Below are 13,167 nucleotides of genomic sequence, written 5' to 3'. Positions count from 1 at the left end.
CGGAATTGTTCAATCAGGAGAAGAGGTTATGAGTAAAACCGTCGCCGACGTCATGCAGCTCGTGAAGGACGAGGACGTCAAGTTTGTCGATTTCCGCTTCACGGATACGCGCGGCAAGGAGCAGCACGTGTCGGTGCCGGTTTCGGCGTTTGACGAAGACAAGTTCGAAAGCGGTCATGCATTCGACGGCTCGTCGATCGCTGGCTGGAAGGGCATCGAGGCGTCGGACATGCTGCTCATGCCGGACCCGAGCGCTGCCTTCGTCGATCCGTTCTATGAAGAGTCGACCCTCGTGCTGACCTGCGACGTGGTCGAGCCGGCCGACGGCAAGGGCTACGAGCGCGATCCGCGTTCGCTCGCGAAGCGCGGCGAAGCGTACCTGAAGAGCACGGGCATCGGCGACACCGCCTTCTTCGGTCCGGAACCGGAATTCTTCATTTTCGACTCGGTCCAGTGGAACACGGACATGTCGGGCTGCTTCGTGAAGATCAACTCGGAAGAAGCGCCGTGGTCGTCGGGCAAGGAATTCGAAGGCGGCAACACGGGCCACCGTCCGGGCACGAAGGGCGGCTACTTCCCGGTCGCGCCGGTCGACACGTTCCAGGACATGCGTTCGGAAATGTGCCTGCTGCTCGAGCAGCTCGGCATCCCGGTCGAAGTGCACCACCACGAAGTGGCGGGCCAGGGCCAGAACGAAATCGGCACGAAGTTCTCGACGCTGGTGCAGCGCGCCGACTGGACGCAATGGTCGAAGTACATCATCCATAACGTCGCGCATTCGTACGGCAAGACGGCGACGTTCATGCCGAAGCCGGTCGTCGGCGACAACGGTTCGGGCATGCACGTTCACCAGTCGATCTGGAAGGACGGCCAGAACCTGTTCGCGGGCAACGGCTACGCCGGCCTGTCGGAACTGGCGCTGTTCTACATCGGCGGCATCATCAAGCACGCCCGTGCACTGAACGCGATCACGAACCCGACGACGAACTCGTACAAGCGTCTGGTCCCGCACTTCGAGGCACCGGTCAAGCTCGCGTACTCGGCGCGCAACCGTTCGGCATCGATCCGCATTCCGCACGTGTCGAACCCGAAGGGCCGCCGCATCGAAACGCGCTTCCCGGACCCGATGGCGAACCCGTACCTGTGCTTCACGGCGCTGATGATGGCCGGCCTCGACGGCATCCAGAACAAGATCCATCCGGGCGAAGCTGCCGACAAGAACCTGTACGACCTGCCGCCGGAAGAGGATGCAAAGATCCCGACCGTCTGCGCGGGCCTGGACCAGGCACTCGAAGCGCTCGACAAGGATCGCGAGTTCCTGACCCGTGGCGGCGTGTTCACCGACGGCATGATCGACGCGTACCTCGCACTGAAGGAGCAGGAGCTGGCGAAGTTCCGCATGACGACGCACCCGATCGAGTTCGAGATGTACTACTCGCTGTAATCGGCAATGGCGCTTCGATTCAGCGCCGTCATGCCGGTTCGTTCCCGTCGCGCGGTCTGCGGCGGGAGCGGCGGAGTCTGAAAGGGGACGGCGTCCAGCCGTCCCTTTTTTGTTCCGGGAATTTTCATTTCATGGCCCGTTGGGGCGCGACAAGCACGCAGATGGTTCTGAAGAATCTGATCAAGGCGAGAACGGGGCAACCCGAGCGACTGACGGACGACGAGCGGCTCGCCCGCTCGGGCCTGCTGGCGGGGCTGGAAGCGTTGCCGACGGTCGTGATCGTGCTCGACCGCAAGACGCTGCGGATCGCGTTCGCGAATCCGTCCGCGGAGGCGATGCTCGACATCTCGCGCCGGCAGCTCGCGCAGCGGCCGTGGGGCGAGATCTTTCCGAACGCGAACGAGCTCGCATCGACGATCACCGCGATCGGCGAGGAGCGCTTTCATGCGACGCACCTCGATACCGTGCTCGACCGGCCCGGCCGCGAACCGCTGCACGTGCATGCGATCGTCGGTTTTCTCGAGACCGCGCCCGATTTCGTGCTCGTCGAGCTGTTCGAGAACGAGCGGCAGTCGCGCACCGACCGCGAGGAGCGCATCCACGACCTGACCGCGGTCAACAAGCAACTGATCCGCAACCTCGCGCACGAGATCAAGAATCCGCTCGGCGGCATTCGCGGCGCGGCCCAGTTGCTCGAATTCGAGCTCGGCGAGCGCGAGCGCGGCGAGTTGCGCGAATACACGCAGGTGATCATCAAGGAGTCCGACCGCCTGCAGACGCTCGTCGACCGGTTGCTGGAGCCGCACCGGCATCCGCACATCGTCGGCGACGTGAACATTCATGAGGTCTGCGAGCGCGTGCGCGCGGTGATGCTCGCGGAATTCCCGCGCGGGCTCACGATCGAGCGCGACTACGACGTGAGCGTGCCGGATCTGCGCGGCGACAAGGAGCAACTGATCCAGGCGCTGCTCAACATCGTGCGCAATGCCGCGCAGGCGCTGCGCGAACGGATCGCGCAGGGCGACGCGAAGATCGAGCTGCGCACGCGCATCGCGCGCAAGGTGACGATCGCGAAGCGGCTGTACCGGCTGGCACTGGATTTGCACGTGATCGACAACGGGCCCGGCATTCCGGAGGAGATCCGCGACCGGATCTTCTATCCGCTCGTGTCCGGGCGCGAAGACGGCAGCGGCCTCGGCCTCACGCTTGCGCAGACGTTTGTGCAGCAGCACGACGGGATGATCGAGGTCGAAAGCCGGCCCGGACGTACCGAGTTTCAGATTTTGCTGCCGCTCGACCACTGAGCGGCGACATTGCGATTCACCGGATTCACCAATATCTGACCGACCTATGAAGCCGATCTGGATAGTAGACGACGACCAATCGATCCGCTGGGTGCTCGAAAAGGCGCTCGCCCGTGACAGCTTCGCGACGAAGAGTTTCGCGAACGTGCGTGACGCGCTGGCCGCGCTCGACCACGAGACGCCGCAGGTGCTCGTGTCCGACATCCGGATGCCCGGCGGCTCGGGCCTGGAGTTGCTGCAGGCGATGCACGAGCGGCTTCCGGGCCTGCCCGTCATCATCATGACGGCGTTCTCCGATCTCGACAGCGCCGTCGCGGCGTTCCAGGGCGGCGCGTTCGAATATCTCGCGAAGCCGTTCGACGTCGACAAGGCGGTCGAGCTGATCCGCCGCGCGGTCGAGGAAAGCCTGCGCGGCGGCGCGCCGCAGGACGAGCGCGTCGCCGAGGCGCCCGAGATGCTCGGCCAGGCGCCCGCGATGCAGGACATGTTCCGCGCGATCGGCCGCCTGTCGCACTCGGCCGCGACCGTGCTGATCACCGGCGAATCGGGTACCGGCAAGGAGCTCGTCGCACGGGCGCTGCACCGTCACAGCCCGCGTGCGAACGGGCCGTTCATCGCGCTGAACACCGCGGCGATTCCGAAGGACCTCCTGGAATCCGAGTTGTTCGGTCACGAGCGCGGCGCGTTCACCGGTGCGCAGACGACGCGGCAGGGCCGCTTCGAGCAGGCGGAGAACGGCACGCTGTTCCTCGACGAAATCGGCGACATGCCGTTCGACCTGCAGACGCGCCTGTTGCGCGTGCTGTCCGACGGGCAGTTCTACCGGGTCGGCGGGCACAACCCGCTGCGCGCGAACGTGCGCGTGATCGCCGCGACGCACCAGAATCTCGAATCGCGCGTGCGGCAGGGGTTGTTCCGCGAGGATCTTTACCACCGGCTCAACGTGATCCGGCTGCGCCTGCCGCCGCTGCGCGAGCGCAGCGAGGACATCGCGCTGCTCACGCGCCACTTCCTGCAGAAAAGCGCGCGCGATCTCGGCGTCGAGCCGAAGCGCGTGTCCGACGACGCGCTCGCATACCTGACGTCGCTGCCGTTTCCCGGCAACGTGCGGCAGCTCGAGAACCTCGCGAACTGGCTGACCGTGATGGCGCCCGCGCAGACGGTCGAGATCAAGGACCTGCCGCCCGACCTCGTGCCGTCCGGCGCACCGGTCGTCGCGACGGCCGACGCCGCGGACGCGCACGGCGGCGCCGGCGAAGCGGCGCACACGCCGCCGGCGATCGGTATGGCGCCGGCGGCGTCCACGCCGGTGGCCGCCGCGCCGAACGGCGGCGCGCCGGCCGGCTATCCGCTGTGGGAGCACGGCCTGCGCACCGAGGTCGCCCGGCTGCTGCGCGAGAACTCGGCCGACGTGATGGACGAACTGGCGCGCCGCTTCGAGGCGGCCGTGATCCGCGAGGCGCTCGACTTCACGCGCGGCCGCAAGGTCGAGGCCGCGGAGCGGCTCGGCATCGGCCGCAACACGATCACGCGCAAGATCCAGGAACTCCATCTGGAGCCCTGAGCACGATTCGCGGCACGCGCGGGCATCGCGCGTGCCGCGATCGGACATAATCGCGGTTTGCCGTTACGCAGATCCGCCATGTCCGACTCCTTTCGCTGGCCCGCCGGGGCCGACCCGTTCCGTTTTCTCGAAGCGCTCGACAGCAAGCGCGCCCGCGCGTGGGTCGACGAGCAGAATGCGCGCACGCGCGCCGCACTGCGCGACGACGACGCATATCGCGCATTGGCCGCGCGTCTCGCGAAAGCGTATCTGCCGCGCGAACGCCCGGTGATTCCGACCCGCTGGCGCGAGTGGGCCTACGACCTGTGGCAGGACGATCTTCATCCGAAGGGGCTGTGGCGACGCACGCGCTGGGACGACTGGCGCGCCGGTCGTCCGGCGTGGGAAACGCTGCTCGACGTCGACGCGCTGGGCGCGGAGGAGGGCGAGTCGTGGGTGTTCGAGCAGGATGCCATCCTGTATCCGGACGGCGATCGCGTGCTGCTGTCGCTGTCGCCGGGCGGGGCCGACGCGGTCGTCGTGCGCGAATTCGATCTCGTCGAGCGTCGTTTCGTCGACGGCGGCTTCACGATCGACGAGCCGGGCCATCACACGGTCGGCTGGATCGATCGCGATACCGTCTACGTGAGCTGGGATCGCGGCGAAGCGCATGCGACGGCCGCCGGCTATCCGTATGAAGCGCGACGCTGGGTGCGCGGCACGGCGCTCGCCGATGCGCCCGTCGTCTTTCGCGGCGAACCCGACGATATCAGCGCGGGCGCGTGGTTTGACCCGATCGACAAGCGCCACGTCGCATGGCGCAGCGTCGACTTTTTCGATGCGCATGCATACCGGCTGACCGATGCGGGCGAATGGGCGCGCTACGACGTGCCGACGCATGTGGAGGTCGGCTTCTGGGAAGGCTGGCTCGTGCTGGAGCCGCGCCTCGACTGGGACTGCGACGGCGTGCGCCATGCGGGCGGCTCGCTGCTCGCGATCCGCGAGCAGGCGTTCCAGGCCGGATCGCGCGCATTCACGACCTTGTTTGCGCCGCAGCCGTCGACGTCCGCCTGCACGTGGACGCATACGCGCACGACGCTGATCGCGAGCTGGCTCGACGACGTGCACAACCGCACGATGCTGTGGCAGCCGCGGCAGGCCGACGACGGCGCATGGACGTGGGACGCACGGCCGTTCGACTGGCCGGGCGACGCGCAGATCGACGTCGAGCCGGTGGAGGCGACGCTGAACGACGAGGTCTATGTCGATGTCGACACCTATCTCGATCCGCCCGAGTGCTGGCTGGCCGATCTTGCCGATCGCGCGGACGATGCGCCGTCGCGCCGCGTGCTGCTCGACCGGCCGCCGGTGCAGTTCGACGCGGCCGGGCTCGTCGTGCGCCGCGCGAGCGCGCGCTCGCCGGACGGCACGACGGTGCCGTACACGCTGATCGGGCCGCGCGACTCCCTCGACGCGACCGACGGCGCCGCGCGCGTTGCGCGGCCGTGCCTGCTGTCCGGCTATGGCGGTTTCGCGATCCCCAACCTGCCGGGCTACAGCGACGCGTTCGGCATCGCGTGGCTCGAGCGCGGCGGCGTGATGGCGTTCGCGCACATCCGCGGCGGCGGCGAGTTCGGGCCGCGCTGGCACGTCGGCGCGCAGCGCGAAAACCGCCAGCGTTCGTTCGACGATTTCATCGCGGTGGCCGAGGATCTGGTCGCGACCGGTGTGACGAGCGCCGCCCGGCTCGGGATCGAAGGCGGCAGCAACGGCGGGCTGCTGGTCGCCGCGTGCATGGCGCAGCGGCCGGAGCTGTTCGGCGCGGTGCTCTGTCGCGTGCCGCTGCTCGACATGCGACGCTATCCGAAGCTGCACGCGGGCGCCGCGTGGCTCGACGAATACGGCGATCCGGACGATCCGCGCGAAGGCGCAGCGCTGGCCGCGTATTCGCCGTATCACCGCGTGCGCGAAGGCGTCGCCTATCCGCCGTTGCTGTTGACCACGTCGACGCGCGACGACCGGGTGCATCCCGCGCACGCGCGCAAGATGGCCGCACGCATGCATGCGCTCGGTCACGAACGGGTGTGGTACTGGGAGAACACCGACGGCGGCCACGGCAGCGCCGACGATCTCGAACGCGCGGAAGCCGACGCGGCGGAGTTCGGTTTCCTGTGGGCCCATCTCGGGCCGGCGCCCGCGCGGCGTTGAGCGCGCGGGCGGGGTGTGGTCAGCCGACCACCGCGATGACGGGGGTGTGGTCGGACGGCTGATCCCACGTGCGCGGCGTACGATCGACCTCGCACGACGTGCAGGTCTGCGCGAGCGCCGGCGACAGCAGGATGTGGTCGATGCGCAGCCCCGCGTTGCGGCGGAACGCCATCATCCGGTAGTCCCACCACGTGAAAGTCTTCTCGGGCTGTTCGAAGCGGCGGAACGCATCGACGAAGCCGAGCTCGATCAGCTGCGCGAAGTGCGCGCGTTCCTGCGGCGACACGAGGTTCTGGCCTTCCCATTTCGCGGGATCGTGCACGTCGCGGTCTTCCGGCGCGATGTTGTAGTCGCCGAGCAGCGCGAGCTTCGGGTAGCGCTGCAGCTCGGTGCGCAGCCATGCCTGCAGCGCGTCGAGCCATTGCATCTTGTAGACGAACTTGTCGGAGTCGGGCGCCTGGCCGTTCGGGAAATACGCGGACACGATGCGCACGCCGTCGACCGTCGCGGCGACCACGCGCTGCTGCGGATCGTCGAAGCCGGGGATGTTGCGCACGACGTCCGCCTCGTCGACGGAAAGCGTGTCGCGCGCGAGGATCGCAACGCCGTTGTAGGTCTTCTGGCCCGTGAACCAGCTGCGGTAGCCGGCCGCCTCGAGATCCGCGCGCGGGAATTTCTCGTCCGGCAGCTTCAGTTCCTGCAGGCACAGCACGTCGGTTCCGCTTTGCGCGAGCCAGTCGATCACATGCTGCTTGCGGACGTTGAGCGAATTGACGTTCCAGGTGGCGATTTTCATGAACGGGAGTGTGCGTGCGGGGTGAATGCGAAGGCCGCCATCTTACCGCGAGCCTGCGGCGCGAACGCGTTCGACGCGGAGCGGAGCGGGGCGCGCGTGCCGCCGCCTCCGCGAGGTTGACGAAAATTGTGACAAAAGTATTGACGTGAGTACTTCATCACCCTATAATTTATTTCTCTGACGCGGGGTGGAGCAGTCTGGCAGCTCGTCGGGCTCATAACCCGAAGGTCGTAGGTTCAAATCCTACCCCCGCAACCAGTTTCAAGCGAAAGGCCTTGATTTCATAGCGAAATCAAGGCCTTTTTGCTTTCCGGGTGGTGCTATACCATGGCTGCCCGAGAGCATCCGCAACCAAACGCGCAAGTGAGCGCTTCGGCCTGTACTCGCACCGGGTTCCCCCGGCTCTACGTCTCCCGGCACGGTGTCTGTTACTGGCGCGAACGCAATCGCTGGCGGAGCCTTCGCACCAATGATCCGCGTGAGGCGTCGGTTTGCGATGGAACGCAATCTCTACCTCGCGCGGCAACGACACCGCCAGGGCCGCATGAGCATCATTGACCCGAACTAACCCCGGCCCAAGCCCGATCCCGACGCCGATCTGCGCTTTGAGATCGACCGATGTGCGCCGGGGTATCTGCAAGACGGACGGCGCGCCCGAGGACGCCCGGGCGCTGCGCGAGACCCTCGAAATCGTTCGGCAAATGCCGCTGCCCGCGCCGGAGCCTACGGCCCCGCTGCCGGTTGGAATCGCCCCGAACGAAGCGGAAGTGCCGTGGGCCGCCATTGATGAGGCCGTGGCCGAGCGCGAGCGGCACGAGGCCGCCCTGCAGGGCGGCCTGATGCTCTCCGATGTGGCCGACATGTGGCTGACCGAGCGGACCCTGAAAAACACGCCGCGCATGGTCAATGTAAAACGCCTGCACCTGGAAGATTTCCGCTGCCGGATCGGTACTGCCGAGCCGAACGATGTGCCGATCAACATGCTGCGGAAATCCGTGCTGGTGGGCTGCAAGGCCGCGTTGCGGGCCGAACGCCAGACCGGCAAGACGGCCGACAACAAGCTGCTGACGCTGCATGATTTTTTCAAATATGCCATCAACAACGGGCACTACACCGCCTCGGATCTGAACCCGGTGGCCGGCTTGTTCGTGCTGAGCAAATGCGAATGGCTGGCCAAGGCGCGGTCCTGCGAGCCGATCACGCCGGACGACATGCGCGCCGTGTTCGAGTCCGCGGGCTTCAAGACCTGGGCCAGCGCGCCGGATCTGTGGTTTCCGCCGCTGATGGCGCTGTTCACCGGCCTGCGGATCAGCGAGGCGACGCGGATCGCTCCGGCGGATGTGAAGCTGGCCGACAACGGCGTCCATTACATCAGCATCACCGACGGCAAGACGGCAGCGGGCGTCCGTAACGTGCCGGTGTGCGATGCGCCGATCCGCCTTGGCGTCCTGCGCTACGTCGATGAAGTGCGAGCCGTCGGGCATGACCGGCTCTACCTGCACCGGCCGTTCGTGAAACCGTCGTGGGCGCATTGATCGCCCTGGACGGGGCGGCGGGTCAAGGATCGCGCAGCAACCCCGCAGGGGCTTGTCCTTGACGTGCTGAGCCGGCCGGACACGCTCACGCATGGGGCGGGCAGAGCCAGAGCGCTGCCCGCCCCATGCCGATCCAATACGGTGACCGCTGCTGCGATCTCCGCAAGGATTTCAAATCCTTGGGTCGCTTGCGCTCAGGGTCCCCCAGCCCGCCAAGCTGACGTCACCATGCGGGCCAAAACTGTCACGGAAACGTTGACCGGTTTAGGTAGGGCCAACGATACTATCGCCTCGGGGAATGTCAGCATTCAATAGAAAACAACGAGATAAAAATTCAAAAATGAAGTGCAATGAAAATAATTTCGATTTTTTAAGACTTTTTGCAGCATCAATGGTTTTATTCAGCCATCAGCATGCATTGATGGGGCGACCTGGTATAGATACTGGTCTAGGTGAACGTTTCGGGCTCGGGGGCTTGGGCGTTTGCATCTTTTTTATCGTCAGCGGTTATCTCGTCACCCAAAGCTGGCTGCGTGATCCGAACGCTTTCAGATTTCTGGCAAAGCGCTTCCTGCGGATCTGGCCAGGGCTGTTCATCGTGACGTGTATTGCCGCGCTCCTGGTCGGACCGATTGTTTCTGGCCTTGATGTCAAGAACTATTTTTCATCGCCAGGACTACGCGAATACTTTGGCAATCTCCGGGTGATAGGCGGCGGCACTTCCTACTTGCCGGATGTTTTTACCCACAACCCCTTTCCAAGGGCCGTCAATGGCTCCTTGTGGACTATTCCGGTTGAAGTGCATTGGTATCTAGTGCTCGTCGTTGCCGCGGTTGCAGGCGCGCTTCGCTGGCGCTGGATAGCGCTATTTGGAATCGTCGGCTTGGCCATTTATCACTTTGGTGTCTACCACGGCGAGACCAATCCTGTCCGAAATTGGTCGAGGGAATATGGGCTGTTCTTTCTTGCCGGAGCGCTGCTTCAACTATTTCGCGACTGGTGGGCGGATCGCCAAGTCTTGCTGATTGTCGGCTCCCTGACTGTCGGAACAGCGCTGTTCATGCTGGGCTGGCATGTGCTGGGCGTGTTGGTTGCGATGCCGTGCCTGGTCATTTTTACAGGCGAAGCTTCCACTCCGTTTCTTCGGCGGTTTGGTCGCTTCGGGGATCTTTCCTATGGCGTCTACATCTATGCATTTATTGTGCAGCAAACGCTGATATGGAAATTCGGGGCATCCGGGTCATTTACGCTTCACTTGCTTTCAACGGTTGTGGTGACCTTCATCTGTGCATGGCTGTCCTGGCATCTGGTTGAAAAGCGGGCGCTTTCATTCAAGCCGTCGCGGATACGCTCAGGAAAAGAGCGTATCCATGAGGTCGACCTGGAAAAAAATCTTGCATAGCAAGCTTTGCATCGTCGCTGGCAGATACGATATGCGTGGGGACTTGTCGAGGATCAACTTGCACAGAAATGAGTCTCAAAAAAAGAGTCCCATGCGCTGTAAGCGTCGGATTGGCCTGTCATGTATTCAACATCTGTTGTTCCGCCTGGACAACTGCAACCGCCGGTCTCCGGGTTAGCTTGGCACATGACCTGATCTGCGGGAACTAATGCACCACCGGGCCAGTATTTCCGAAGGACGTATTGGCCGCCGCCAGAGCCGCCAGTAGTCCACGCCCCACTTTTACAAAACAGGTCCTGCGCTCCGTCATTTCCGATTGCAGCATCAGGAGCGCGGCCACCTCCAGCCGATGCGCCTCCCGTCGGCTTCATGTAACTACCCTGAACCTTTCGAGTAACGGCCAGGTATCCGTTTCCGTAGATATTGTCGCCAGCGTTGAGGTATCCATTGGTGGTTTGCAAGCTGGTGGACGAGTAGATTTCGCCAGTCGCTGTGATGCTTCCTCCCGCGCCAACGCCGCCGGAAATGTTCGCATTGCCTAGGATCGTCGCTGTCCCAGTCATATCCAGGTTACCGTTCGATTTATCGTAGCTGGTGACGACCTGGGTGGATTGAAATTGCCCCGTGCCGGTGATATTGCCGGCGTTGTTGATGTTGTGAATGATGCCGTCCGACATGTTCAGGCCACCTGTCATTGGCAAGGAGCCGTCCCGGCGCAGGTAGACTGAATAGAGGTTGGTCCCCGTGCCGGCCTGAAAGCCCAGTAGGCCCAGCGATCGCCCGGTTGTGATCGGTGCGTTCCAGACGCCTCCGTAGCCGTCGATCTGCGCGGCACTGGCTCGGCCAGGGCTGTGGCGTGGCAACCAGTCCTGTCACGTCCCAGTTGGGCGACGTGCCGGAAACAGACAGGGTGATGTTGTAGCGCGCCCCGAAGCTGTTCGGGTTCTGATGGGTCGCGGGCAACAGGCCTTCGTTCACCAGAGTCTGGATCATGATCGCGCAGGTCGTGCCCGAGCAGGTGCGCGGGCCAGGATCGCCAGCCCCACCGGCTGCGTTCTGCAACTGGCTGATCGGCGTGTAACGATTGGCGATGTAGGTATCGACGGCTTGGCCGACCGTCTGCATCTGCTGTCCTACGATCCGGGCCTGGTTGCTCTCGGTATCGCTTTTCATGTCAAGGCCTCTGACCGGGTTTGGGGCGACGCTCCTACCCCCGCAACCAAGCACACCAGACGATGTGCAGCGCAAGTGACCGATGCGCGTTTCGTCGACAGGAACCCGGCTCCATGCCGGGTTTTTTGTTTTCCGGCCCCGGAAACGCTGCAGCGGGCAGGGATTCCCGCTTGCCAGGTTCGCCATCCGTCTCATAAAATGAATGAGAATCATTATTATTAATGGGGCGCTGCGCGACCAGGCGGCGTCGGGGAACATGGGCGTCATCGACAGTCATGCGCAACGGGGCTTCCGTGCGCTCTACAACGATCATCACGGCTGGCTGCGCGGCTGGCTGCGCAAGCGGCTCGGCAATGCGTGCGACGCGGCCGATCTCGCGCACGATACCTATCTGCGCGTGCTCGCATCCGGCACGACGCCTCAACCCGACGATTCGCGTCGTTACCTGACCCAGATCGCGAACGGCCTCGTGATCGACCTCTATCGCCGGCGGCATATCGAATCGGCCTATCTCGATACGCTGCGGTACCGGCCCGAGGCCGAGGCGCCTTCTCCTGAAACCCGCGCACTCGTGATCGAGACGCTGTGCGAAATCGACGCAATGCTTGATCGCCTGCCCGCGAACGCGCGCTCGGCGTTGCTGCTGTGCAAGCTCGACGGGCTGACCTATCGCGAGATCGCCGAGCGGCTCGGCGTGTCGGTGTCGTCGGTCGAGAAGTATGTCGCGTCCGCGCTGCGCGCGTGCTACGCGGCGCTTTACGGGAGCGCATCGTGAGCGGGCGGCAGGGCGACGCATTGCCCGAAGCCGTCGTCGAGCAGGCGATCGGCTGGCTTGCCCGCCTGTGGTCGGGCGATGCGACCGACGACGACCGGCGCCGCTGCGAGGCCTGGCGTGCCGAACACCCCGAGCACGAGCGCGCGTGGCAACGGCTTGCCGGCATCGACGCGAAGTTCGCCAGCGTGCCGGCCGATACGGCGCGCGGCGTCCTGCTCGCGCAGCCGGCCCGGCCCGCACGCCGGCGCGCGATGCGCGCGCTCGGCTGGGCGATCACGCTCGGCGGCGCGAGCTACGGCGTACGCAGCACGCGTCTGTGGCAATCGGCCGCGTCCGACTATGCGACCGACATCGGCGAAGTGCGCGACGTCACGCTCGCGGATGGCACACAGGTCTGGCTCGATACGGCGAGCGCGATCGACGTGCGCTTCGATTCGCACGAGCGCCGCATCGTGCTCGTGCGCGGCGCCGTCCACGTCGAGACGGCGCACGATGCGGCGGGGCGGCCGCTGCGCGTCGAGACGCGGCAAGGGGTGGCACGCGCGCTCGGCACGCGCTTCACGGTGTCGGACGAAGGCGTGCGCACCCGCGTCGACGTGTTCGACGGTGCCGTCGAGATCCGCCCGGCCCGCGCGGCCGGGCGTGTGCTGCGGCTCGAAGCGGGCGAAGCCGTCCGCTTCGACGCGGACGGCTTCGCGCCGCGCGAGCCGGCCGCGGCGCGCGCGAACGCATGGACGCAGGGCCGGCTGATCGCCGAACGCATGCGCGTCGACGCATGGTGCGCCGAACTCGCGCGCTACCGGCCCGGCGTCCTGCGCTGCGATCCGTCGCTCGCGCGCCTGTCGGTGTCGGGCGTGTTCTCGCTGACCGACACCGATCGCGCGCTCGCCGGCCTGCGCACCGCGCTGCCGGTCGAGGTCGTCTACCGCACGCGCTACTGGGTCACGGTCGTCCCGCGCTGAACGCCGGCACACGGTCATCAGAAAA

At 65.2% G+C, this 13,167-nt stretch carries 11 protein-coding genes and 1 tRNA gene; 9 read left to right on the top strand and 3 right to left on the bottom strand.

Annotation, left to right across the window (positions count from 1 at the left end):
- Nucleotides 1–28 precede the first annotated feature (28 nt).
- The 4 genes from glnA to GQ57_RS17010 all read left to right on the top strand — a co-directional run bounded on the left by glnA (nucleotide 29) and on the right by GQ57_RS17010 (nucleotide 6,499).
- The gene (gene glnA, locus GQ57_RS17025) at nucleotides 29–1,444 is read left to right on the top strand and encodes a type I glutamate--ammonia ligase (RefSeq protein WP_031399496.1); all 1,416 of its coding nucleotides are present in this window, start codon (nucleotides 29–31) and stop codon (nucleotides 1,442–1,444) included.
- A gap of 161 nt (nucleotides 1,445–1,605) precedes the next feature.
- Entirely contained in the window at nucleotides 1,606–2,748 is a 1,143-nt protein-coding gene (gene glnL / locus GQ57_RS17020; protein WP_031399495.1) for a nitrogen regulation protein NR(II), read from the top strand.
- A gap of 46 nt (nucleotides 2,749–2,794) precedes the next feature.
- Entirely contained in the window at nucleotides 2,795–4,312 is a 1,518-nt protein-coding gene (gene ntrC / locus GQ57_RS17015) for a nitrogen regulation protein NR(I) (RefSeq protein ID WP_034198484.1), read from the top strand.
- Between the two features lie 78 nt (nucleotides 4,313–4,390).
- On the top strand, nucleotides 4,391–6,499 hold the full coding sequence (locus tag GQ57_RS17010) for a prolyl oligopeptidase family serine peptidase (protein WP_034198483.1): 2,109 nt from the start codon (nucleotides 4,391–4,393) through the stop codon (nucleotides 6,497–6,499).
- A gap of 19 nt (nucleotides 6,500–6,518) precedes the next feature.
- On the opposite strand, the gene xth is transcribed toward GQ57_RS17010, so the two are convergent.
- Nucleotides 6,519–7,295 carry an exodeoxyribonuclease III gene (gene xth / locus GQ57_RS17005; protein WP_034198482.1) on the bottom strand — a complete coding sequence of 259 codons (777 nt, stop codon included), beginning with the start codon at nucleotides 7,293–7,295 and terminating at the stop codon, nucleotides 6,519–6,521.
- 181 nt (nucleotides 7,296–7,476) lie between these two features.
- On the opposite strand from xth, the gene GQ57_RS17000 reads away from it, so the two are divergent.
- The 3 genes from GQ57_RS17000 to GQ57_RS16990 all read left to right on the top strand — a co-directional run bounded on the left by GQ57_RS17000 (nucleotide 7,477) and on the right by GQ57_RS16990 (nucleotide 10,232).
- A tRNA-Met gene (locus tag GQ57_RS17000) sits at nucleotides 7,477–7,553 on the top strand.
- A 347-nt stretch (nucleotides 7,554–7,900) separates the two neighbouring features.
- Nucleotides 7,901–8,830: a hypothetical protein gene (locus GQ57_RS16995; protein ID WP_152603282.1), complete on the top strand. Its 930-nt coding sequence runs from the start codon at nucleotides 7,901–7,903 to the stop codon at nucleotides 8,828–8,830.
- Between the two features lie 298 nt (nucleotides 8,831–9,128).
- Complete coding sequence (locus tag GQ57_RS16990; protein WP_081896682.1) at nucleotides 9,129–10,232, top strand: acyltransferase family protein; 1,104 nt, start codon at nucleotides 9,129–9,131, stop codon at nucleotides 10,230–10,232.
- Between the two features lie 53 nt (nucleotides 10,233–10,285).
- On the opposite strand, the gene GQ57_RS41785 is transcribed toward GQ57_RS16990, so the two are convergent.
- The gene (locus GQ57_RS41785; RefSeq protein ID WP_152603281.1) at nucleotides 10,286–10,909 is read right to left on the bottom strand and encodes a hypothetical protein; all 624 of its coding nucleotides are present in this window, start codon (nucleotides 10,907–10,909) and stop codon (nucleotides 10,286–10,288) included.
- Nucleotides 10,815–11,405: a hypothetical protein gene (locus tag GQ57_RS41780; RefSeq protein WP_152603280.1), complete on the bottom strand. Its 591-nt coding sequence runs from the start codon at nucleotides 11,403–11,405 to the stop codon at nucleotides 10,815–10,817. Before GQ57_RS41780 ends, GQ57_RS41785 begins: the two co-directional genes overlap by 95 nt.
- Nucleotides 11,406–11,661: 256 nt before the next feature.
- On the opposite strand from GQ57_RS41780, the gene GQ57_RS16985 reads away from it, so the two are divergent.
- Together GQ57_RS16985 and GQ57_RS16980 are read left to right on the top strand one after the other, a co-directional pair.
- Entirely contained in the window at nucleotides 11,662–12,180 is a 519-nt protein-coding gene (locus tag GQ57_RS16985; protein ID WP_031399489.1) for a sigma-70 family RNA polymerase sigma factor, read from the top strand.
- On the top strand, nucleotides 12,177–13,142 hold the full coding sequence (locus tag GQ57_RS16980; RefSeq protein ID WP_052001350.1) for a FecR domain-containing protein: 966 nt from the start codon (nucleotides 12,177–12,179) through the stop codon (nucleotides 13,140–13,142). Before GQ57_RS16985 ends, GQ57_RS16980 begins: the two co-directional genes overlap by 4 nt.
- Nucleotides 13,143–13,167 lie beyond the last annotated feature (25 nt).

The sequence above is a fragment of the Burkholderia sp. MSh2 genome, from assembly GCF_000731655.1.
GTDB classification, from domain to species: Bacteria; Pseudomonadota; Gammaproteobacteria; order Burkholderiales; family Burkholderiaceae; genus Burkholderia; species Burkholderia paludis.
Note: the sequence above shows the minus strand (reverse complement) of the source record. Positions and strands in the feature narration are given on the sequence as shown.

Bases quoted from the DNA above. Each gene is read 5' to 3' on its own strand.
- GQ57_RS17010 (WP_034198483.1), top strand. From the start codon at position 4,391: ATGTCCGACTCCTTTCGCTGGCCCGCCGGGGCCGACCCGTTCCGTTTT.
- glnL (WP_031399495.1), top strand. From the start codon at position 1,606: ATGGTTCTGAAGAATCTGATCAAGGCGAGAACGGGGCAACCCGAGCGA.
- xth (WP_034198482.1), bottom strand. From the start codon at position 7,295: ATGAAAATCGCCACCTGGAACGTCAATTCGCTCAACGTCCGCAAGCAG.
- GQ57_RS16985 (WP_031399489.1), top strand. From the start codon at position 11,662: ATGGGCGTCATCGACAGTCATGCGCAACGGGGCTTCCGTGCGCTCTAC.
- GQ57_RS41785 (WP_152603281.1), bottom strand. From the start codon at position 10,909: ATGTCGGACGGCATCATTCACAACATCAACAACGCCGGCAATATCACC.
- GQ57_RS41780 (WP_152603280.1), bottom strand. From the start codon at position 11,405: ATGAAAAGCGATACCGAGAGCAACCAGGCCCGGATCGTAGGACAGCAG.
- GQ57_RS16990 (WP_081896682.1), top strand. From the start codon at position 9,129: ATGTCAGCATTCAATAGAAAACAACGAGATAAAAATTCAAAAATGAAG.
- glnA (WP_031399496.1), top strand. From the start codon at position 29: ATGAGTAAAACCGTCGCCGACGTCATGCAGCTCGTGAAGGACGAGGAC.
- ntrC (WP_034198484.1), top strand. From the start codon at position 2,795: ATGAAGCCGATCTGGATAGTAGACGACGACCAATCGATCCGCTGGGTG.